General features: G+C 38.3%; 20 protein-coding genes and 1 tRNA gene. 14 read left to right on the forward strand and 7 right to left on the reverse strand.

All coding sequences use genetic code 11. The features are described 5' to 3' along the window. The first annotated feature begins 19 nt into the window (after positions 1–19). From ND811_RS00920 to ND811_RS00930, 3 genes are all read left to right on the forward strand, one after another. Entirely contained in the window at positions 20–598 is a 579-nt protein-coding gene (locus tag ND811_RS00920; RefSeq protein WP_265350789.1) for a hypothetical protein, read from the forward strand. Between the two features lie 125 nt (positions 599–723). Next, the gene (locus ND811_RS00925) at positions 724–2,154 is read left to right on the forward strand and encodes a flavin-containing monooxygenase (RefSeq protein ID WP_265350788.1); all 1,431 of its coding nucleotides are present in this window, start codon (positions 724–726) and stop codon (positions 2,152–2,154) included. Next, positions 2,099–2,878 (forward strand): M23 family metallopeptidase, encoded by a 780-nt coding sequence (locus ND811_RS00930; protein ID WP_265350787.1) that lies wholly within the window; start codon positions 2,099–2,101, stop codon positions 2,876–2,878. The genes ND811_RS00925 and ND811_RS00930 overlap by 56 nt, the downstream gene beginning before the upstream one ends. A gap of 23 nt (positions 2,879–2,901) precedes the next feature. Here ND811_RS00930 and ND811_RS00935 read toward each other — a convergent pair whose 3' ends face one another. Together ND811_RS00935 and ND811_RS00940 are read right to left on the reverse strand one after the other, a co-directional pair. Next, positions 2,902–3,213, reverse strand: coding sequence for a hypothetical protein (locus ND811_RS00935; RefSeq protein ID WP_265350786.1), 312 nt, complete (start codon positions 3,211–3,213; stop codon positions 2,902–2,904). Positions 3,214–3,292: 79 nt separating this feature from the next. Beyond that, positions 3,293–4,885, reverse strand: a complete 1,593-nt coding sequence (locus tag ND811_RS00940) for a sodium:solute symporter family protein (protein ID WP_265350785.1) — start codon at positions 4,883–4,885, stop codon at positions 3,293–3,295. Positions 4,886–5,397: 512 nt separating this feature from the next. Between ND811_RS00940 and ND811_RS00945 the strand changes: the two genes are divergently transcribed. The 10 genes from ND811_RS00945 (at position 5,398) to ND811_RS00990 (ending at position 13,930) form a co-directional block, all read left to right on the forward strand. Continuing rightward, the gene (locus ND811_RS00945) at positions 5,398–6,570 is read left to right on the forward strand and encodes an ACP S-malonyltransferase (RefSeq protein ID WP_265350784.1); all 1,173 of its coding nucleotides are present in this window, start codon (positions 5,398–5,400) and stop codon (positions 6,568–6,570) included. Beyond that, positions 6,570–7,523 (forward strand): WYL domain-containing protein, encoded by a 954-nt coding sequence (locus ND811_RS00950; RefSeq protein ID WP_265350783.1) that lies wholly within the window; start codon positions 6,570–6,572, stop codon positions 7,521–7,523. The genes ND811_RS00945 and ND811_RS00950 overlap by 1 nt, the downstream gene beginning before the upstream one ends. Positions 7,524–7,532: 9 nt before the next feature. Further along, positions 7,533–8,444 (forward strand): 4-(cytidine 5'-diphospho)-2-C-methyl-D-erythritol kinase, encoded by a 912-nt coding sequence (locus ND811_RS00955; RefSeq protein WP_265350782.1) that lies wholly within the window; start codon positions 7,533–7,535, stop codon positions 8,442–8,444. A 4-nt stretch (positions 8,445–8,448) separates the two neighbouring features. Further along, positions 8,449–8,524: transfer RNA gene (locus ND811_RS00960), tRNA-Gln, on the forward strand. 27 nt (positions 8,525–8,551) lie between these two features. Then, positions 8,552–9,313, forward strand: a complete 762-nt coding sequence (locus tag ND811_RS00965) for a sugar phosphate nucleotidyltransferase (RefSeq protein ID WP_265350781.1) — start codon at positions 8,552–8,554, stop codon at positions 9,311–9,313. Further along, positions 9,310–10,251 (forward strand): ribose-phosphate pyrophosphokinase, encoded by a 942-nt coding sequence (locus ND811_RS00970; protein ID WP_265350780.1) that lies wholly within the window; start codon positions 9,310–9,312, stop codon positions 10,249–10,251. The genes ND811_RS00965 and ND811_RS00970 overlap by 4 nt, the downstream gene beginning before the upstream one ends. Positions 10,252–10,268: 17 nt before the next feature. Continuing rightward, entirely contained in the window at positions 10,269–10,901 is a 633-nt protein-coding gene (locus tag ND811_RS00975; RefSeq protein ID WP_265350779.1) for a 50S ribosomal protein L25/general stress protein Ctc, read from the forward strand. 18 nt (positions 10,902–10,919) lie between these two features. Beyond that, the gene (gene pth, locus ND811_RS00980) at positions 10,920–11,483 is read left to right on the forward strand and encodes an aminoacyl-tRNA hydrolase (RefSeq protein WP_265350778.1); all 564 of its coding nucleotides are present in this window, start codon (positions 10,920–10,922) and stop codon (positions 11,481–11,483) included. Between the two features lie 29 nt (positions 11,484–11,512). After that, positions 11,513–13,465: an ATP-dependent zinc metalloprotease FtsH gene (gene ftsH / locus ND811_RS00985; protein WP_265350777.1), complete on the forward strand. Its 1,953-nt coding sequence runs from the start codon at positions 11,513–11,515 to the stop codon at positions 13,463–13,465. Positions 13,466–13,474: 9 nt separating this feature from the next. Continuing rightward, on the forward strand, positions 13,475–13,930 hold the full coding sequence (locus tag ND811_RS00990; RefSeq protein ID WP_265350776.1) for an EVE domain-containing protein: 456 nt from the start codon (positions 13,475–13,477) through the stop codon (positions 13,928–13,930). Positions 13,931–13,936: 6 nt separating this feature from the next. Here ND811_RS00990 and ND811_RS00995 read toward each other — a convergent pair whose 3' ends face one another. The 5 genes from ND811_RS00995 to ND811_RS01015 form a co-directional block, all read right to left on the reverse strand. Next, complete coding sequence (locus ND811_RS00995; protein WP_265350775.1) at positions 13,937–14,332, reverse strand: response regulator; 396 nt, start codon at positions 14,330–14,332, stop codon at positions 13,937–13,939. Continuing rightward, positions 14,329–16,362, reverse strand: a complete 2,034-nt coding sequence (locus tag ND811_RS01000; RefSeq protein ID WP_265350774.1) for a PAS domain S-box protein — start codon at positions 16,360–16,362, stop codon at positions 14,329–14,331. Before ND811_RS01000 ends, ND811_RS00995 begins: the two co-directional genes overlap by 4 nt. 117 nt (positions 16,363–16,479) lie before the next feature. Next, a complete protein-coding gene (locus ND811_RS01005; RefSeq protein WP_265350773.1) occupies positions 16,480–17,322 on the reverse strand; it encodes a CAP domain-containing protein in 843 nt (280 codons plus the stop codon). Positions 17,323–17,330: 8 nt separating this feature from the next. Then, complete coding sequence (locus ND811_RS01010; protein ID WP_265350772.1) at positions 17,331–17,831, reverse strand: hypothetical protein; 501 nt, start codon at positions 17,829–17,831, stop codon at positions 17,331–17,333. Between the two features lie 120 nt (positions 17,832–17,951). Continuing rightward, positions 17,952–19,337: an SLC13 family permease gene (locus ND811_RS01015; protein WP_265350771.1), complete on the reverse strand. Its 1,386-nt coding sequence runs from the start codon at positions 19,335–19,337 to the stop codon at positions 17,952–17,954. 107 nt (positions 19,338–19,444) lie between these two features. On the opposite strand from ND811_RS01015, the gene ND811_RS01020 reads away from it, so the two are divergent. After that, positions 19,445–21,865: a 1-acyl-sn-glycerol-3-phosphate acyltransferase gene (locus tag ND811_RS01020; RefSeq protein WP_265350770.1), complete on the forward strand. Its 2,421-nt coding sequence runs from the start codon at positions 19,445–19,447 to the stop codon at positions 21,863–21,865. Positions 21,866–21,889: the final 24 nt, after the last annotated feature.

Consider the following 21,889-nt stretch of genomic DNA (forward strand, 5'->3'; position numbering starts at 1 on the left):
ATTACAACTAGATAGTTTAATGAACCAATTCCATATCTCAAAATCCAAATTTGTAATGAACATAAAACCCAATTCAATCTTCCAGACTTCCATTCGCTTACTTTTAGTTTATCCAATTTTTCTTTTCGCACTTTCTCTTTCGGCAGAAGAACAGGCCACTCCTCCTCTTGTTGTTGGTAACCCACTTCCAGAAATCAATTTTACAAACCAATGGGAAGAACCAAGTCCCATTCCAGCGGAAACCACAAAGGTAATTTTTATTGCTGATATGGATGCGAGTAAAATCATCCATCCGATTTTAGAGAAAGAAGGAAAAGGATATTTGGAATCCAAACAAGCAGTGTTAATATCAGACATTCATAGAATGCCAACACTCATCACTAAGTTTGTTGCTTTGCCAAAAATGAAATCTTATCCATATACTCTTCGTTTGGTGAAAGAAGAAAAAATTGCAGACCCATTTCCAAGAACCAAAGGATCTTTAACTCTGATTCAATTGAAATCAGGGAAAATTACGAAGATCCAAATCTCCAATGCAGAAGCAGAGATTCGTTCTTTTTTGGAGACCCAAGAAAAAACTTCAAAATCTGATCGCTAAACATTGAATATATATATATCAAAATAACTCTTTTTTTACTTAAAAATGTAAAATCGTCTTGATAAAGGAGTTCTGCATAGTAAGAATCTCTCCCTGAGTCTATCTTTAGTTGCGAGAGTATAACTATGGCACTTCCTAAAGTTTGTGTGATCGGGGCAGGTTCCTCCGGAATCACCGTCATTAAATCACTTAAAGAAAATGGAATTCCTTTTGATTGTTACGAAAAAGGAAGTGATGTTGGCGGTAACTGGCGTTACAAAAATGACAATGGTCTCAGTAATATTTACAAATCTCTTCATATCAACACCCATCGGGATCGTATGGAATACCGCGATTATCCAATGCCCAAAAATTACCCAGATTATCCCAATCACGAACCCATTCAAAATTACTTTTTATCCTATGTCGATCATTTCGGACTTCGCAAACACATCCAATTCAAAAATGGAATCAAAAAAGCGGAACGAACCGAAGACGGACTTTGGAAAATCACTCCTGAAAAAGGACCTGTAAAATACTATGATGCGTTAGTTGTTGCCAATGGACACCATTGGAGTGAACGTTGGCCGGATCCCGCCTTCCCTGGAAAATTTTCAGGTCAAGTCATTCATTCTCACTCTTATGTGGACCCCAAAACACCAGTTAACTGTGAAGGAAAGAATGTCGTAGTTCTTGGAATGGGAAATAGTGCGATGGATATTTCTGTAGAACTTTCAAGGCCCGGTGTTGCTAAAAAAGTGTTTTTGTCTGCAAGGCGTGGAGCTTATGTTATCCCGAACTATCTATTTGGAAAACCATTAGACAAACTAACAGAATATACACCGCACTGGGTTCCGTTTTTTATCCAACAAACACTCGCTCACTTACTCATTCGCTTTGGTGTAGGAAAAATGGAAGATTTTGGTTTACCAAAACCAGATCATAAATTTGGATCTGCCCACCCTACTATCTCTCAAGATTTGCTTGTAAGACTTGGTCGAGGTGATATCAAACCAAAACCTGTCATTACAGAATTGCGTGGCAAAAAAATAGCCTTTGCTGATGGAACAGCAGAAGAGGCAGATGTCCTTATTTATTGCACCGGATACAATATCAAGTTTCCATTTTTTGATGAAGATTTTTTATCAGCACCGAATAACTACATTCCCCTTTATTACAAAATGATCAAACCGGGAATCAATAACTTGTTTTTTGTGGGTCTTATGCAACCGTTAGGTGCCATAATGCCGCTTGCGGAATGCCAAGGGAAATGGATCGCTCAATATCTAACAGGGAATTATCTATTACCTTCTAAAGAGGATATGGAAAAAGCCATCAAACGTGACCAAACAAAAATGCAAAAAAGATATGTGAGTAGCACACGCCACACCATCCAAGTGGATTACGATTCTTTCCTTTATGAGATGAAAGAAGAAATGGTAACTGGTAAAAAAAGATCTGCGAAACTAGGAAACCATTTGCCAATCGAAGCACGCGCAGAATTGATTTCGGAAGGACGTCATGATTCTTCTAAATCTTCGAGATCTTCTAAAAAGAAACTGGTTTCCAGCAGATAACCATTTTTATCCCTTTTTTCTCACAATCTGTCTTGCGCTCCTTGGGACAGGTTGTGTCTCCAAAGGTTACACTTACCAAGGAAACCCACTCTTTGGATGGATGGAATCATCAGGTGAAATTCGCTCCACCGATCCATTTCCTATTCTCAAACGATACCCAAGTTTTCAAGCCACTGACTTTGAATTTCCAGTGGGTGGAAAGTATGCAGAAGGATATTATTTAGCCCAAAAGTTTGGAGCCGAAAATGGAAAGTTTGGCGGCAGAAAACATTTAGGAGAAGATTGGAATGCCATCACAGGTGGTGATAGTGATTATGCGGCCCCTGTGTATTCTTTTGGAAACGGAGTGGTTTCTGAAATCGCTGATTACGGTGGTGGTTGGGGAAAAGTGGTTCGGATCGTTCACTATCACAATGTCGGAAACGGTAAATTTTGGTTTCTTGAAACTGTCTATGCTCACCTGCATACCATTGACGTTGAACCTGGGCAGTTGGTAAAAAAAACAGAATGGATTGGAACCATTGGAGATGCTGGAGGAAATTATCCCGCACATTTACACTTCGAACTTCGTTCCCAAATTGGTAGACCGTTAGGTGGGGGATACGCCCTGAAAACTGATGGCTTTTTGCCACCAACAAGATGGCTTATGCAGTACGGGCCGAAGGATAAATCCTTTTCTGAAGAGAGTTTTCAGTATCTACTGGAAAAAGGTGGAACCCTTTAATCAATGGTTCTTAATTTACGAATTTAAAAACTACTGATAAAACCCAACACTTCGTCTTCTTTTTCGGCATTTGTGTCATAAAAATTACAATGGATTTCATATAAAGGCTCATTCTCTACTTTTTGACACTTTAACGTTTTCACAAGAAAGTCAACAGAACCAGTCATAGAAATCATTTTTAAGGAAATTTTCATTATGGACGGCACCTCAATCTCATAAGGGTGAAAAAACATAATTCCCCTGGCACTGATATGTTTTTTGGAATCATAATCCTTGAGATGTTCCAATTGAACTTCGAAGGTAGCTGGAATTTCTGTGTAATGATTTGGCTTCATAGGCTTGGTATATACTGCAACAAACATAGTAAATTGATACTCTCATTCAATTACTATTTTATTACGTTCTTATAAATCTTTATGCAAAATAGATATTAAAACCGGCTAGAAGAACAATGAGTCCAACACCCCAGGCTAAAATCCTTGGATCCCAAAAATCATTCGATTTATCTCTTTTGGAATAAATCAATCCGGTTAAATCTTTAGTCGTATCCTCTTTCTCAATATAACTTACGATAAGCATAACTAAAAAACAGACCAAACCTGAATAAATGGCACCATAAAAATTAGAAACCATATCCGATTTGTAATAAAGAACTTCCAATGAATATAAAAGAAAATGAACTAACCCAGTTCCTGTACCGAGTAACATTCCATAAAATGCACTCCAACCCGAAGCTCTGCGCCAAAACATTCCTAATAAAAATATGGAAATAAGCGGAGCACTAAAAAAGGAAAATAGTAACTGAATATAATTCATAATATTCTCAAACTGCATGGCAATATAAGATGCAAAAATCGCAAAAAAGATCGCAAACATAGTAGATCGTTTTCCAATTTTTAAATAATCTTCGTCTTTTTTATCTTTGTTAATGTATGTTTGATAAATATCATAAGTAAATATAGTATTCATTGCGGTTATGGAACTGGACATACCTGCCATAAAAGCAGCAAGGAGTGCTGTAGTCCCAAGACCCAACATTCCCGAAGGATAAAAGTTCTTTAACAAAATTAAAAAACTTTTATTATACTCTCCATTCATTTCATTTGAAAATTCTGTTAGTGCAATTAACCCAGGGATTACGGTTAAAAACGGTAAAAACAATTTGAACACAGCTCCTATAAGTGGTGTCCTTCTTGCTGCCCTAAAATCTTTTGCAGCCATCGCTCTTTGCACTTCTGTAAATCCACAAGTCCAATAAGAAAACGACAATACAAATCCAAGTCCAACCGTAACGCTTAACAAATCCCAACCGAGTTCATTCTGTCCATTCACAAGTCCCAACCACATATGTTTGTGTGAATTAGGAATTTTTTGCATAAGCCCATCCCAACCACCTAACCTTGTCAAACCGATAATCACAATAGGACACAAACCTAGGACCGTTAAAAAAAATTGCATTACTTCTGTATAAATAGAAGAACTGAGTCCCCCAAAGTATGTATAAATCAAAACAATGCCCGCACTAAACAAAATAGAGAGATGTGGATTCCAGCCAAACATCGTTTCGAATACTAAAGACAAAGAATAAAGATAAATTCCTGAACCGAGAGCAAGGGAGAGTAAAGTGATCAGTGAATTCAGCAAATGAGCCGGCCGATTAAAACGATAACGTAAATATTCGGGAACACTCCTGATCTTTGAGGAATAATAGAAAGTCATCATAAAGATCCCAAGGAAAATCATTCCCGGAATGGCTCCTAAGTAGTAGAAATGAAAAGTCAAAAACCCGTATTCCGCTCCACTGGCACTCATTCCTAAAAGTTCAAGGGCAGAAATATTCGCAGAAATAAACGCGATTCCCGTAATCCAGCTAGGAATCATTCGACCCGCAAGAAGAAAGTCGCTCGATTGGTTCATGGATTTCTTTAAAAGAACCCCGATTACAACCATAAATCCTACAAAAACCAAAAGGATCAGATAATCAATGGGAGCAAGGGTTACAAACATAAGCTCGTAAGAAACGAGAAATGGGAACTTTGTAAAGAGGAAATCCCGAATCCCATCCTTTCGAGATTATTTTCCTTCAAAAAATTCCAGACAAGTCGACACTCAAAGTAACTCTTTCATCGAAAAAGACTTTTCGAATTATGTCACATTGATAGATTCGGAACCACCAGGAGGATCTATGTTCTATCTTCTTTTAGCCCTTCTCCACGAAGACTATTCGTCAGGAAGAATCGATTTTTCTACCTATTTCGAGAATACCGTCCTTCTTGCTCTAGACCACGAACGCATTAAATCCAATCTCGAACAAAGCAAAGCCGCTTAATTAGGACACGGATGATGGAGAGAACCGTTTTTTGAAAAGCGGTTTCCCATTTTCCTTCGCTATCTCACACCGGACCAAATATCTTAAAGCCAGCACCCCCTCTTTCGAAGGTTCCTTCCTCGAATTTTCTCCTTGTTCTGGGAGGTCAAATCTGTACGGTAACAGAAAAATCATATCTCAGGAAGATTAAATGACATCGGCCAAACTCCTTACTGCCACCCTCCAAAATTCACAGAAATTTTTCCTTCAATTTGGAGGACAGGGTTCACCATATCTAAAAGAACTCGTAAAATTATACGCAGAACCAGAACTTAAAGAATTTTTCGAAACCAGTTTCAAAACCATTGCAGAAATTGCCGCTCGTGATGGCAAAAGCCCCCTCCTCAATGAAGGATTTGATTTCAAATCTTGGATTGAAAATCCAGATGCCGCTCCATCAGAAGATTATTTAGCTCGCGCACCAATTTCTGTACCGGGAATTTTTATGACTCAAATTGCTAATTACGTTTTGGTTTCGAAACGTGGTTATCCTACTGCAGAACTGATCAAAGCAACGGGTGCTGCCAGTGGACATAGCCAAGGGGTGATTGCCTCTGCCCTTGTTGGTCTAGGAAAAGACGGAGCTGATTTCCTAAATGCATATTCTGATTTTTTAAGATTTGTTTTTTATTTAGGATTTAACGGACAAAAAGTTTATCCTAACTTTGTAGTCTCAGAAGAAGTAGTAAAAGAAAATGAAGCCAATGGTGATAAAAATCCAGCACCAATGGTTGCAGTGATTGGTTACACAAAAGATGAATTAGAAGAAAGAGTAAAAAAAACAAATGATTCTCTTGGACTCAAAGGCCAAGACACAGTTTTCATTTCCCTTTACAACACTCCGGATTCTATGATACTTTCAGCACTTCCTTCTTCACTTCTTGCATTCCGTAAACAATGGAAAGCAGAAATGGACGAAAAGAAATTTAAGTTTGTATATTTGAAAACAACAGCACCTTTCCATTGCCCATTTATGGAAACTTCACTTGATAAATTCAATGCAGAAGATGCATCTGTGGTTCCATTTCCATACACTGGTGCTGATCTGAAAGTTCCTGTATACAGCATTTATGATGGTCACAACTTACAAAAAGATGGAAACCTTCGTGACATCCTTTTTAAGATGGTCCTCATTGAACCACTTTACTGGGATTTGGCGATTGCTCCTATCTTCAATGATAGTGCCATCAACACAATCATCGACTTTGGACCAAGTGTTGTGAGCCAAAGACTCACTGGTGGACACCTAAAAGCAAAAAATATCGAAAAACAATCATTATGTGCATCTAACGCAAAGGAACTAAAAGTAATTCTAGAAGCATAATGAATCCATCCACTGCCCGGGCCGCTTCCAAGTTAAATTTAATCCGCCTTCTGGCTTCCCATCCAGAAGGTCTTGGATTAGAAGAGATTCAAAGCGTAACGGGTCACAAATCAATCGCAGCCCTCAAAAAAGATTTGGGGGAACTGTATATGATTGAGATGTATCCTTATTCACCAACCGATGCTGTTGATTTAGATTTTGACGGGGAGAAGGTAAAAATCCGACTCCCTGTTGCTGTTGATTCCGCCCTCCCACTCTCTCCGAAAGAATGGTCATTTCTTAGATCTCTCTTGGTGTCACAAAAAAAAGATGGGTCCGAACTCAACCGTTCTGTTTTAAGTAAAATTGATTCAGTCATTCCTTCAGGTGACTGGTCACCTTATCAAAGAACAAAAGAAACCATCATTAATGCGATTAACGAGAAAAAAACTCTAACCATTGTTTACTGGAAAAGAGATACAAAGGAAAAAGAAACAAGAACCTTAGCTCCTTGGTTGCTGTGGGAAGAAAACGATTCCTATCTTTTGGCGTATGATCTTTCTAAGAAAGGTTTTAGATCTTTTCGATTGGATCATATTTTAGACATTACTATTACCGATACAGAATACCCAACCCTTCCCGACACCGCAGAAGATTTTTTAAATGGATTTAAACAACTATTTGGTGGTGACGCAGAAAACAATGACTTTGCGAAGTTATGGATTACTGATTCCGCATCTTACCATTTAGGATTAAAACTCAAACTACAAACTACGGGTAACCAAAAACAAATTGGAGACACTTTGTATCGCGAATTCAAAGCACAGATCCGAGACCAAAATTGGTTTATCCAAACTATTTTAGGGTATGGAACTTCTGTCCTTGTGTCTGAACCGAAAGAGATTAAGGATTCGATTCTGTTTCATTTACAATCCATTGCACCATCGAAACAAAACCTTTCCCCTCTGTCTTAGGATTTTTTCATGGATAACATTGCAAAGGGAAAGATTAACATTGGTTTAATGATTCCCTATAAACGGGAAGATGGTCTCCACGAAATCCGCAGTGTTTTTGTCCCTATCAGTTTTGGGGATCCTATGAAAATCCAAATCACTGCTAAGACAAACTCTCCTGATTCGGAAATACACTTGGTTTCAGAAAATTACCTTCACGGGTATAGGCATTCAAAGTTTGAAGAAGTATCGGAAAGAGGGGATTTTACAAAAAACATTCTCTACAAAGCCTTCCAAAAATTATCTTCTCAGCTTCGTGAACCTGTTTCGATCTCCATCTTTCTACAAAAATACCTACCGCCAGAAGGGGGAATTGGTGGAGGAAGCAGCAATGCCGGCCTTTTCCTAAAGGAAATCTATCCTTGGACCCATCTTTCCCAAGAAGAGGAAATCCCTCTGGCAAAGTCCATCGGTGCGGATGTCCCTTTTTTTCTCCAATCAACCCCTTGTTTTGTGAGTGGGATTGGTGAGGTGCTCGAGCCCATTTCCGTTGCCCAAGGGAAGGGAATTTTAGCCATCCCACCCTTTGGACTTTCTACTGCTTCTATGTACGCAGGCCTTCAAAAAAGTTTACAAAAACCCTATGGTTCCCAAGTATGGAAATCTCTGGCAGAGGATTTAATTCGAAGTCTTCAGGTCGGGGATTGGGCATACCTGCAAAACAGGCTCGAGAACGAGTTTGAAAAAATCGCTTTTCAGACCCAACCCTTACTAAAGGAATTGAAATTAGGGTTCTATGAGTCGGGAGCTGTCTATGCTTCTCTATCAGGTTCAGGTTCTTGCTTTTACGGCATTTATCCAACAGGTAGAGAAAGAGACGAAGCCCTACCTATTGTCTCCAATCGATTTCCTGATATGGAATTTCGAACGTTCTCTTTTTAGAAACTGGCCTGTAGCCAAGCGGTAAGGCAGCGGTTTTTGGTATCGCCATTCCCTAGGTTCGAATCCTAGCAGGCCAGCCAGTTTTAAAAGATCCGATAGAACGAACGATGAACCTACATAATACTGTAACTGCTGTTATTTTGGCGGCGGGGAAAGGAACTCGAATGAAGAGTGAGCTTCCCAAGGTTGCGGTTGTACTGAACGAATCACCACTTTTAATTCACGTTCTTCGCAATATCGAATCTGCCGGCATAAAGCGAAAGGTCGTAGTTGTCGGTTACCGCAAAGATGTCGTTACAGATATCGCAAAATCATTTTCTGGTGTGGAATTTGCAGAACAGACAGAACAATTAGGAACAGGTCATGCTGTTATATCTGCAGAAAAACAGTTACTGCCGTATACTGGCTATACGATTGTAGCTTGTGGTGATGCTCCTCTTATTTCTGCAAAATCATTTTCCGAACTTATAGAACATCATAAAGCCAATGGATATTCTGCAACGGTTCTTTCGGCTAAGATGGAAAACCCAACGGGTTATGGTCGTATCATTCGTTCTTCCGATGACGGTAGCCTTTTGCGAATTGTAGAAGAGAAAGATGCAAGTCCCGAAGAAAAAGCCGTGAACGAAGTGAACACTGGAACATACTGTTTTAATACAGAAGATTTGTTTACTGCCTTAAAACAAATCGGCAACGACAATGCTCAAAAAGAATATTACCTCACGGATGTGATTAAAATTTTCAGATCTTTGGGAAAAAAAGTGGGAGCAAAAACTTTGGCAAATGCTTTGGAAAGCCACGGAATTAATTCTCCTGATGATTTGGCTCTTGCAAAACAATATATAGATAAAGGGTTGGTTGGAGTATGAATCCCAGCGAAGTAGTTGTATTTTCGGGAAATGCAAACAGACCTCTTGCAGAGGAAATTTGTAAACACCTGAACATTCCGAACGGCCAAATTTCGGTAAAAAGATTTTCTGATGGAGAAAGTTCCGTAAAAATCGAAGAAAACGTTCGTGGCCGAGATGTATTCGTAGTGCAATCCATTAGCTTTCCAGCAAACGACAGTTTGATGGAACTTTTACTCATCATTGATGCCGCAAGAAGAGCCTCTGCTCGTAGAATCACTGCCGTCATTCCTTATTATGGTTACGGACGCCAAGATAGAAAGGTAGAACCACGGGTTCCCATTTCTGCTCGTATGGTTGCGGATTTAATTGAAACAGTAGGTCCTGACCGTGTTCTTACTATGGATCTACATGCGGATCAAATCCAAGGATTCTTTCGAATTCCCGTTGATCATTTGTATTTTTCTCCGGTTCTTGCTGAGTACATCAACTCGCTCGGTATGGAAGACCTTGTGATTGTATCTCCAGATTCCGGTGGAGCGGAAAGAGCCCGTAACTTTGGAAAAAAAGTAAACGGATCTCTTGCCATTATTGACAAACGTAGACCGAAAGCTAACGAATCTGTGGTGATGCATGTCATTGGTGAAATCAAAGATAAAAACTGTTTATTACTCGATGATATGATTGATACCGGTGGAACGATTGCCAAAGCGGCCACCGCTCTTTACCAAAATGGTGCAAAATCGGTATTATGTTGTGCCTCTCACGGAGTTCTTTCTGGTGAAGCACCAGCAAAATTGAATGAAGCCAACTTCAAACAAATTGTGCTCTCAAATTCTATCGCCATTCCGGAGACCAAAAAAATAAATCACTTGAAAACGCTCTCCATCGCCCCACTCTTTGCTAAAGCCATCGAGCGGATTCATAACGAAGAATCAATCTCAAGTCTGTTTTCATAACTTTAAGGAACATAATCATGGAAAAAATCAGTATCAAAGCACAAACAAGAACTTCTAAAGGAAAAGGTCCTGCAAGAAGAATGCGTGTGGAAGGTTTAGTACCGGCAAACATCATCGGAAACGGTGAAGCAAGATCGGCAAGTGTTGTCGAAAAAGAAATCCAAAGACTCATCGACTCAGGTATCCGTAAGGCAACTCTAATTGACCTCGAACTTGATGGAAAAACGGAAAGAGTTTTCGTAAAAGAAATCCAAAGATTTCCGCACACTGGCCAAATCCGCCATATCGACTTCTTTAAAGTAACTCCTGGTAAAAAGATCCTTACAACTGTGGCCATCAAAACAACTGGTGTTGCAAAAGGTTCTAAAGCAGGTGGACAGTTCGAACATTTAGTTCACGAAATCAAAGTGAAATCAACTCCAGAAGACTTAACTGACGTAATCACTTTAGATGTAAGCGGATTGGACATCGGGAATATGATTAAAGTTTCCGAGTTACCTCATCCAGCATCTTGGGAAATTCTTGTGAATGGTGATCCGATTGTTGCTTCTTGTAGTAAAACAAAAGCGATCTTAGCAGCAGAACGCGCAGAAAAAGCAGAAGCTGACGCTAAAGGCAAACCAGCGGCTAAAAAAGCGGCTAAGAAGTAAGAACTACTTTAAGAACCAATGAAGTTAATTGTAGGGCTAGGAAATCCTGGCGATAAATATAACAACAATCGATCTAACATTGGTTTTAAGATTCTCGATGTCATTGCGAACAATATTGGCATCGAAATCAAAACTAAAAAGAAAAAATCGCTCATTGGTCGCGGTGACTTCGAAGGGGATGAAGTGGTTTTACTCAAACCACAAACCTTTAGTGACCTCTCCGGTGAGTCGGTTCTCTATATTGCTTCCTTTTTAAAAATCCAGGTTAAAGACATCGTTGTCATTCATGAGGACGTCGGGTTAGAACTCGGCCAAATTGTGGTCACCAAAGGTGGGGAAAACGATGGCAACCCTGGGGTCAACTCGGTTTCTGTCTCATTACGTTCGCCTAATTTTATACGAATTCGGATCGGCGTTCTTAATTCAAGCTTCGATCCTAAAAAAAGAGAAGAATTTTTACGTGAAGATTTTGAGCCACTAGAGAACCTGAGTTTGATACAGATCATCAATGACGCCGAAGCGGCGATTCGATCCATATCTATGGGAGATATTGACGAAGTGATTCAGAAATATCACCTTTGATTTCAGTCTAATCATCGAGAAGTCTTTACATGAATAAAAACATCAAAACCGTATTTCTATTTTTGCTCGTATTCCTTGTCATTTTGGCAACGGTTTATAAAGGTCAGGACTTCGCCGGTAAACCCGACGAAATCAGTTATTCCGATTTTTTGAATATGGTAGAACCCATTGAAGGGAAAAAACCAATTGGGAAAATTACTACCAAAGATGGAAAGGAATCCTCCACAAAACAACAAATCATCATTGATCGAGAAATCATTGAAGGTTGGTACATTCCAGAAAATAGTAAGGACAACAAACCCAAACTCTTCAAAACCAATGTAGCACAAGTGAACGATGATTTGGTGACAAAACTTCGTAAGTCACGCCTCAGTTTTACTGCTAAATCTACAGAAGAAAATAAGTTTTGGAGTGTTGTTTCTGGCATCATTCCTTGGTTATTTGCTCTTGGTATCATTTGGTTCATTATGATGCGCCAACTCCAAGCATCTGGTAACAAAGCGTTTACCTTTGGAAAGTCTCGTGCCAAGATGAATGTGGATCCAAAAGTGAAAGTAACCTTTAACGATGTTGCTGGATGTGAAGAAGCGAAAGTTGAATTACTTGAAATTATTGAATTCTTAAAAGATCCAAAAAAATTCCAAGCCATTGGTGCAAGAATTCCGAAAGGAGTTCTACTCGTGGGTCCTCCAGGAACTGGTAAAACCTTACTTGCGAAAGCTGTTGCGGGAGAAGCAGGAGTTCCTTTCTTTTCTATATCTGGATCTGACTTCGTAGAGATGTTTGTGGGTGTGGGAGCATCGCGAGTTCGTGATCTATTTGACCAAGGAAAAAAGAATGCACCTTGTATCATCTTTATTGATGAGATTGATGCAGTCGGTCGTCTCCGTGGTGCGGGACTCGGTGGTGGACATGACGAAAGAGAACAAACCCTCAATCAGATGTTAGTTGAGATGGACGGATTTGAAATGAACGAAGGTGTCATTGTGATGGCGGCAACAAACCGCGCTGATGTTCTTGACCCAGCCCTCCTTCGTCCAGGTCGTTTTGACAGACAAGTAATTGTGGACCTTCCAGATCTAAAAGGTCGTGAAGAGATTTTAGCAGTTCATGCTAAAAAAGTTCCATTAGTCTCTGATATCTCTCTAAACTCTATTGCTCGCGGAACCCCTGGATTTACAGGAGCTGACCTTGCTAACCTCATCAACGAAGCAGCCCTTCTTGCCGCACGTCGCAACAAAAAACGTGTGACCCAAGAAGAATTGGAAGAAGCTCGTGATAAAGTGATGATGGGACCAGAACGTAAGTCCATGTTTATCTCTGACAAAGAGAAGGAAATGACCGCTTACCATGAAGCAGGACACGCCCTTCTTGGCACTTTACTACCGTATACAGAACCCGTTCATAAAGTCACCATTATCCCTCGTGGTCGAGCCCTTGGCCTTACCCAATCCCTTCCTGTGGAAGACAGGCATTCCTATCGTAAAAACTATTGTTTGGACAGAATTGTAATGTCTATGGGTGGATACATTGCCGAAGAGCTAATCTTTGGTGATCCATCCAATGGTTCTTCTAATGACATCCAACAAGCAACCAATATTGCTCGTCGTATGGTTTGTGAATGGGGTATGTCTGAAAAACTCGGAACCATCCATTACGGTTCTGGCGAAACCTCTCCTTTTATGGGAAGGGATTACGGACATACCAGCAAACCTTACTCCGAAGAATTTGCGGCAATGATTGACCAAGAAGTCAAACGTATCATCCAAACTTGTCTCGACAAAGGTCGTGATTTAGTGAAGAAAAACCAAAAAAAGTTGGATGCGATTGCCAAAGCTCTGCTTGCAAAAGAAACCATCGATGCACAGGAATTAACTGATATCGTACAACCTTCGTTTGATAAATTTTCCGATTCCAAATCGGGACTCGGATCAAAAAAAGGCAAAGGGTCTTCCACAACAAAACCTGCTTATTCTACCTGATAAACTTCGATGAAATATTGGCTCTTTAAAACAGAACCAGATGTATTTTCAATCGACGACCTAATAAGAGAAAAACTCTCTTATTGGGAAGGTGTGAGAAACTACCAAGCACGTAATTATCTTCGCGATGAAGTGAAGTTAGGTGACTTGGTTTTATTTTATCATAGCAGACTTGATCCGCCAGGGATTGTTGGAATCGCAGAAGTAGCAAAAGAAGCAACACCAGATCCTTATCAATTTGATCCAAACCACAAATACTTTGATCCCAAACTCAAAGGTACGGAACCAAGATGGTTCGGAGTCCACTTAAAACCACATACAAAGTTTAAGGATTTAATTCCCTTGGATACACTCCGTAACACTAAAGGACTTGAGAAAATGGTGGTAACACAAAAAGGATCGCGGTTGTCAATTCAACCTGTAACCAAAAAAGAATTTGATATTGTTGTGAAAATGGCAAATTAAATTAGTTTAATTCATTTCGTAAATAATCTCCCTTAGTTTGTCGATCGTGATGGGTTTAACGATATAATTTCCTCTCAAGTTATACTTTTCGGCTCTTATTAAATCCTCTTCGCTAGACGAACTTGTAACTATGTAAATGGTTATTTTTTGATTTACCGGAATCGAAGTAAATTCATCCAAAAATTGCCAACCATCCCAAATAGGCATATTCAAATCTAATAATATAAGTTCTGGCAAACTTTCTTTTAAGTCAATCCGTGAAGAAAGCATTTCATAGGCTTCTTTTCCATTTTGGCACACCAAAGTATGTTTAACTAGTCCGGAAAGTGAAATGACTTGTTTAGTTAAAAAAAGATGGATTGGATCATCTTCTACAACACAGGCTAAATTAATTTTGTTCATACGGTAAAAATTACAGTAAATTTTGTACCCACTCCTACTGTACTTTCAACCTCAATTTTTCCTCCCATAGTCTCTATTTGGTTTTTTGAAATAAATAAACCAACTCCTCTTGCTTCTTTGTTTTGATGAAAGGTTTTATACATTCCAAATAATTTGTCACCATGTTTCTTTAGGTCAATTCCCTGACCATTGTCCTCAAACTGAATGGCAATGGATTTTTCTTTTATCAAACTTGCGATTTTTAAGTAACTATCTCGATCGTACGATTTGTACTTTATGGCGTTAGTAATCAAATTTAGCACTATGCTATCCAAATAAGCAGGGATACTTCGAACAAATAATTGAATTGGAAGATCAATTTCAATTTTTAGTTTCGATTCTAAAATTTGTAAGGCCAAACTTTGAACATTTTTTTGAATTATACTAACTATATCTACAAATTCATAATTTTCTTGAGTTAGATTTACTTTAATCACCGCAGTTAAATCTTCTATAGTACGTTTTAGATTTTCTGTGGCTCCCAATAATAACTGCATCATTTCATTTTGGAAATACTCAGGGTAGGAATTTTGTAAAATTTCCATCATTCCGCTAATTCCAAAACTATGTGAACTCAAATTATGCGACACAATGTTTGTGAAATTTTTCAATCGATTGTTTTGTTCGTTAGTAATATCTAGCAAAGATTGAATTTCAGCTTCTGCTTTTTTTAATTCGGAGATATCAACTGCAATGCCAAGATAACCAGCAATTTGATCATTTTGTTTTAATGCAGTGACTGACAATAAAACAGGAAAAGTCGATCCATCTTTTCTTTTATAAGTCCATTCTGAAGTAACTGGTTTTTCAATTTTTGCATTATAAATGAATATTTCAAAACCTTCAATGGGCAGCTTAAATTCTTTTGATAGTGATTTTGTTTTTTCCTCTATTTCACTTTCAATATGTAAAATTTTGGGAGTATGTTTACCTATCAATTCATTGGCACTGTAACCTAACATCTTTTCTGCACCATAATTGAATCCGGTAATCAAACCTTCTTTATCTGTGCTAATAATTGAAACCAGTGTACTAGCGTCTAAAATTGCCTGGTTTTTTGCTAAAGCCTGTTTTAATTTCTGTTCAACTAACTTCTGTTCAGTAACATCTACAATTTGAGATATGAAATATAAAACCTTTCCATCTTCGTTTTTTACCATAGAAACGGCTAAAATTGCGTAAACGATACTTCCATTTTTCCGAAAGTATCGTTTTTCCATTTGGTAAAATTTTCTTTTTTCCTCTACAAGTTCTTTAAGGTAACTTAAATCTGCATTTAAATCTTCAGGGTGAGTAATGTCTTGAAACGTGAGATTCATAAACTCTAACTCAGAGTAACCCAAGATATCACAAACCCTTTTGTTTACTTTTAGCCATCTACCTGTTTCATCCAAAAGTGCCATTCCAATCGCAGCATTATCAAAATTTTCTCGGAATGCATCTTCACTGATCCGAAGACTTTTTTCCATTTTTTTGATTTCATTGATGGCCTGTTCTGTTCCGAAAACAGATAACGGTTTTTCACTTGAGTTATTTCCGAATAAAATCAATTCATTAGTTTGTACAATTCCATAATTATCTTTTTCATAAAGTAAGGTCTTTACTCTTTGAGTTAACTCACGAAACAGTTCAATTTGTTGGGAACTAACTTCTTTAGGTTTGTCATCCAATACAGAGATAAAAGCAGATAATGATCCATCTTCATGAAAGAAAGGGATACCAATAAAAAATGCTAAGTTAAACTCTAGTTTGGCAGGTGAATTTTTTTTTACACTTTGATCTTTAGAGAAGTCTTCTATAACAACTAGGTCCTTTGCTAATTCTAAAACTTCTGAAGAAATGGAGACTAAATCGACTGTTTGATTCTTTGGAATTCCAAAATTCACATTGAGAATGATTCCGTTTTGGTCAAAAGATGCAATCTGCGAATATTTAGATTCGAATAACTTTGCCGCAAGTTTTATTAAAAAATCATATTCGCTGATTTCCAAAAAGACATCTTCCTTTTTCCAAACTAAAGAACTTTAGGTTCATTATCTTCTAACCTTTTTTTAATTCCCATTTTTGTATGTTTATTTTTGTCTATTGATTAATGGGAAAAAAATGCATTAGGGTTTTGCTGTAAATACTTGAACCGCTTTTACTTTATCTATATCATAAAATTTTTTATCTTTGTAAAAAAAAGTGCCCGCACCCATATAAGTAAATTCTGGATTTAGAATGTTTTTTCTATGGCTTGGTGAATTAAACCAAGTTTCAACGACTGATTTTGCCAAACTTAAGTATGTATGGTTAGGTATTGGAGTCCCTGCTTTCGTATAACTAAAAAATGGGCCTCCATTTTGCATTGGAGTAAACACGGCACGACCACCTTGGTACTGGATTCCAAAGGAACTGATGATATTTTCAGCCGAGTACGTATCCGAAATTCCCACCAAGTCCAAACGATCTCTTAAGGTTTCTTTTCCGTTAACTGTACTTGTGTGGGAAAAAAAATCATAAGTAACCATATCCTGAGCATGTCCAAAAGCAGCCTGTTCACATTTTTCAGAGTACTTGAATGGACGAAGGCCCAGTGATTTTCTTTCTTTCGAAGTTACATAAAAAATAGCCGCATTTAACAATGGATAATCCACTTTTGAAAAATCTATATTAGCATTTGCCGGTGCGTAAGAAGGAAATGTTTCTTCAGTAAATGCATCGTATTGTTCAACTTTCCATTTGTCTGAATCCGGTAATTCCCTTCCATCTTCGATGCTTTCTAAAAATGCTAAATTAGGATCTTGTGCCTCTACAACCTTTTCCACTGGTTCCGGCTTTTTCACTTCAACGACAGGAGCTTTTTTGACTTCAGGAGTTTTACAAGCAAAGGTAAATATACTTAAAACGAAAAACAAAAGTAACCATTTCCATTGAATTCTGAATAATTTTAAATGTGCAAAAAAGTTCATAAAGTCTCCTATAAGTAACGATTATAATCTTGAACTACATTGTGAATTAGATTTTTTTCTTTATTGAATTGAATTGTCTTAGCTTCCTTAATTCCGGTTTCCCAAATGAACATGAATGGAACCCCAAATAAGGTGGAATGTTTTTGCCTATATTTCTCTCGACCGACGAGCTTATCATTAAGATAAAAATCTGCTTGTAAAACCCTTTCTTTTGAATAGATAGATGGCAAAAGACCCGCTGTGCCTAACATAAATAAGGTGGAAATGGAAGATACCCAAAAATGTTCATACTCATTTACTTCACTCGTATATAAATCGATATGATGATTGGCTTTTACTCCATCTGATAACACTCGGCCAAAATTACCGGTTTCCATTAGATACTTTGTATATATGGCCGTAATTTCTCTTTTGGTTTTATCGTTTTCTGGAGTGGAAACCTTGATGGTAAGAATCGCAATTGGTTGTTTGAATTCTGGCCTTGTGATGATAGGAACGTCTTCACTCATGTAATTGTAACAGGAGAAAAGAAAAAATGGTACTAATACGGAGAAAAATTGAAAAGACCGAATACATCGCATAATTCGAAAGTAGAGTAATGGAAGTTTGTAAGAGGAAAAGTCTTTTTTTTAAAACTTAGAAAAATCGACAATCCCTAATATATGTAACATAAACCCACCGATCGACACAAAAAAGGTCCAAGCGATCACAGATATGATTCCACCCACCTTTAGCATCTCTAAACTTCTAATTCCGCCATAACTAAATGCCAAAGCATTGGGTGGCGTCGAAACAGGTAGCGGCATAGCAAGGGAAGCTCCGATGGTAGCACCAATGGCCGCGGGTAGAATCAAATGAGTAGGCAGTCCCATAGTAATGGGCAAAACTAAATTGGCTACGCTTGTATTACTTAAGAAACAAGAAAGCCCGAGAGAGAGGATAGAAAAGAATAAAAATAGACCGAATTGACCAGAATCACCTAACATAAAAACTTCGACAAAATGTTTTGCAAGGCCCGTTTCTTCAAAGGCCTTCCCAAGTGCAATCCCCCCACCCATCAGAATTAAAACATCCCAAGATAGATTTCGGAATTCCTTTAAGTCCAAAAGCCGAAAGCCAAAAAATATAATCACAGGCAATAAGGCGACGGTTCCATTGGATATTCCATGCCAATCAGAGGTGATCCAACCTAAAATCGTAATCAAAATAATTCCCAATGCAATGGATCGGTTTCGTTTGGAAAGAGAATCATCAACATTGGATACTTGAATCGCAAAAACGGAATTCCTCGATTTATCTTTTTTTAAGTACACAATGTACAAAAGTATAGCAAGTGCCAAAACAGAAAGGATAAATACTGGAAACGCAAATCCCATCCAATTTAAAAATCCAAATTCTAACCCTCTTTCTTGTAGGTAACCAATCCCGATTACATTGGGAAGTGTTCCGACGGGTGTCCCGATCCCACCCAAGTTTGCAGAAAATGGAACCATAAAAAGGAGTGATTTTCGTAAAGGATTACTCTCTTCCAAAGACTTCATCATAGAAGAAACAAGTCCGAGCATCATGGCTGCTGTGGCAGTATTATTCATAAAACAGGACAAAAATGCGGTAGCAAAACCTAAGGAAAGAACCAGTAAAAAGGCTGAACCTTTTGTTTTTTGGATCACAAACCTAGCAATCGAAGAATCTAAACCATAAAAGGTGATTGCTGAAGAAATCACAAATCCACCTAAGAAAAGTAAAATGGTCTCTGAAAAATAACAGGAAAGAAAAGTAATCGTTTTTGGTGCTCCCGGTCCCCAAGTCGGAAGTAACCAAACAAGTTCCAAAAATAGAACTAAAAAACCCGTAACGTAGAGTGGAAAAAGTTCTGTCACCCAAAGAAAGGAAACTACGAGAGCAATCGCCAAATTGACCTCTTGCGGACCAGAAAGACCAAGCCACATTTGATACCAGCCAAATAGGGCCGGAATTATGGACAGACTTAAAAATACAATACCAGCTCGAATCATTGTGACTTGACGATTTACACTCTCCTGATACCTTTTCGATAGACTCGAATCGTTTCAAGCAAACAAAAAAAGTGAGATTTCTCTTCGATTCGTATTGTTAATTTTTTATGCAAATAGCCTATAACGACTTAAAACATGCAGTTCTCGGAAGTGGCCCAATGGGTATTATTATGGCTTCCTTACTGGCACAAAAGTTTGATCCTATCACTCTCTGGATTCCTGACAAAGAATTTGTAGAAGTTCTTAAGAAACGCCGCCAAACAGAAATTATGGGAAAGACAGTGGATCTTCCCGATCATATTGATATTGTTTCCAGTTTGGATTCATTTGGAAGAGATGATTGGGTTTTCCATATTGCTGTTCCTTCCCGTTCTTTTCTGGATAGCGTCCATGCTCTTTTGGAAGTTTTAGAACCAAACAACAGTTATGTTTTTTCTTTTTTAACCAAAGGAATATTGGATTCTAAAAATAGAAAAAAAACAGGCTACAGTACTTATTCACAATATTTACAAAATTATTTAAAGGAAAGAAATTTTACTAACGCATCGGTTGCTGTAGTCAATGGCCCTTCCCTAATTGGAGAAATTTTGGATGAGAAGTTTAGTTTTTTTAACATAGGATCCTATGAAAAAGAAACATCGGACTTTCTTGCGGAGGTCCTCTCTTCTAATTTTATTAATACATCTGTTACCGATGATGTTGTGGGAATGGAAATTGTAGGAGTTGCCAAAAACCCAATGGCAATTGCCAGTGGGATTGTTTCTCTTCTTCCCCGGTACGGCTCGAACTTACTTGGGGAAATCTTATCGGTAGGATTTCAAGAAGTAAGGGATCTTGCCATGCGTTATGGTGCAAGACCAGACACTGTGATGGGAAGATCAGGACTTGCCGATTTTATTACCACTGCAACAAGTAATAAAAGTAGGAACCGTGGGTTTGGACAAAAAATTGTCGGCGAACTTTTATCAGGTGGCGAAAAACTCAGCATCAAAGATCGTATCGAAATTTTCTTTGCACCAAGATCCTTTATCGAAAGAGAATCTACTAAATGGCATGATAACGTGGAAGGTACGTATGCCCTAAGCATACTGATTGAACTAGCAAATGAAATTCGTCTGCCCTTTACACTACACAGAACTCTATTTGATGTTCTCACACGAAAACAACCACCAGATGCTTTGGTCGATTTGATTTGTGGTAAAAAAACAGAATCAAAAAATATCCCATTGGTGGTTCAAAAGAAAGTAGGACTCAACTTAACCTCTGGAATCGATTTTCAAAATTTGCTTGTAGATCGAATTATCAAACATATCAGCAATGTTCCAGGTACTGTTGGTCGTGTTAAAAAACAATCTTCTGCGGTTATTGAATCCACACAAAAAAGACTTACTAAAGCCACTCGTAAAAAACAAAAGTTGGATGAGGTTAAGTTTGCATCAGAACTTGAAATTTGGCAAAGGTTCCAAAATTGCCAAAAAGATGAAGAAAATACACTCGTTAAAGAGCTCGTTCGATTCTATGTCACAGAGATTGCGGACAACTATAGCCCTACCGTGCGAGAATCTGTCCTCAGGTTTGTTGCCCCCATTCGGCTTTTTTCTGGTGGGTTTCTAAAAGGATCGATGATCCCTCATGTGGGGGGGAAAACAGAAGTGGTGAAGGCACTGTCTTCTAAATACAATTTACTGTATGCACCTACTCATAGATCTCATCTCGACTCTGTGGAAGTTGCTTATTCATTATTTCACTTAGGTCTACCTGTTCCTCGTTATGCGGCCGGCATCAATTTGATGTCCAATCCTTTTTGGGAATGGATGTTAAAGTCACTCGGTGCTTATGCAGTGGATCGTGAACGAACACGAAACAGTTTGTATTTGGAATGCCTGACTCTTTATTCACAAGTGATGTTAGAACAAGGGATTCCATCTCTCGTTTATCCAGAAGGAACTCGTTCGAGAACCGGAGGAATTGTTCCGGTAAAAACGGGGCTTTTAACGACTGCCGTAAATGCGTTCCGCAGTTCAGGAACAGAGATAGTCATCGTACCAATCTCTGTATCCTATGAAACCGTTCCTGAAGATAACCAATTCTGCAATATACCAGAAGAGTTAGGAATTGCAGGATTTCTTGCAAAACGTTCTAATGTATATGTAGAGTTTTGTGATCCAATTCCTATCTCTGAATATGCACACACAGAAGATCCAACACTGGAGCTTAGTTACCGCATCACAAAAGGTTGGAAACAGTATCATAAAATTTTACCGAATCAAATTGTTGCCAAAATTTTAGCGGAGAATGATTTTTCTGTCGAAGTTTCGCAAAGTAAGATGTTAGTCGAAGATTTCATTTCTCGCCATGAAGGAAATTACCTAATCAAAGATCCTGAAGAAGTTTGGGAAAAAGGTAAAAAGATTCTAGAGAAACGTAAGATGATTGAAGAATCTAACCGAGTGGTACATTCCAAAAACGATGCTTTGCTTCTGTATTATGCGAGTATGATTCCGGAAGATGAAGATAAAAAATACTAGTACAACAGGATAAAATAAGAATCA

The organism is Leptospira soteropolitanensis (assembly GCF_026151655.1).
Lineage (GTDB): Bacteria > Spirochaetota > Leptospiria > Leptospirales > Leptospiraceae > Leptospira_A > Leptospira_A soteropolitanensis.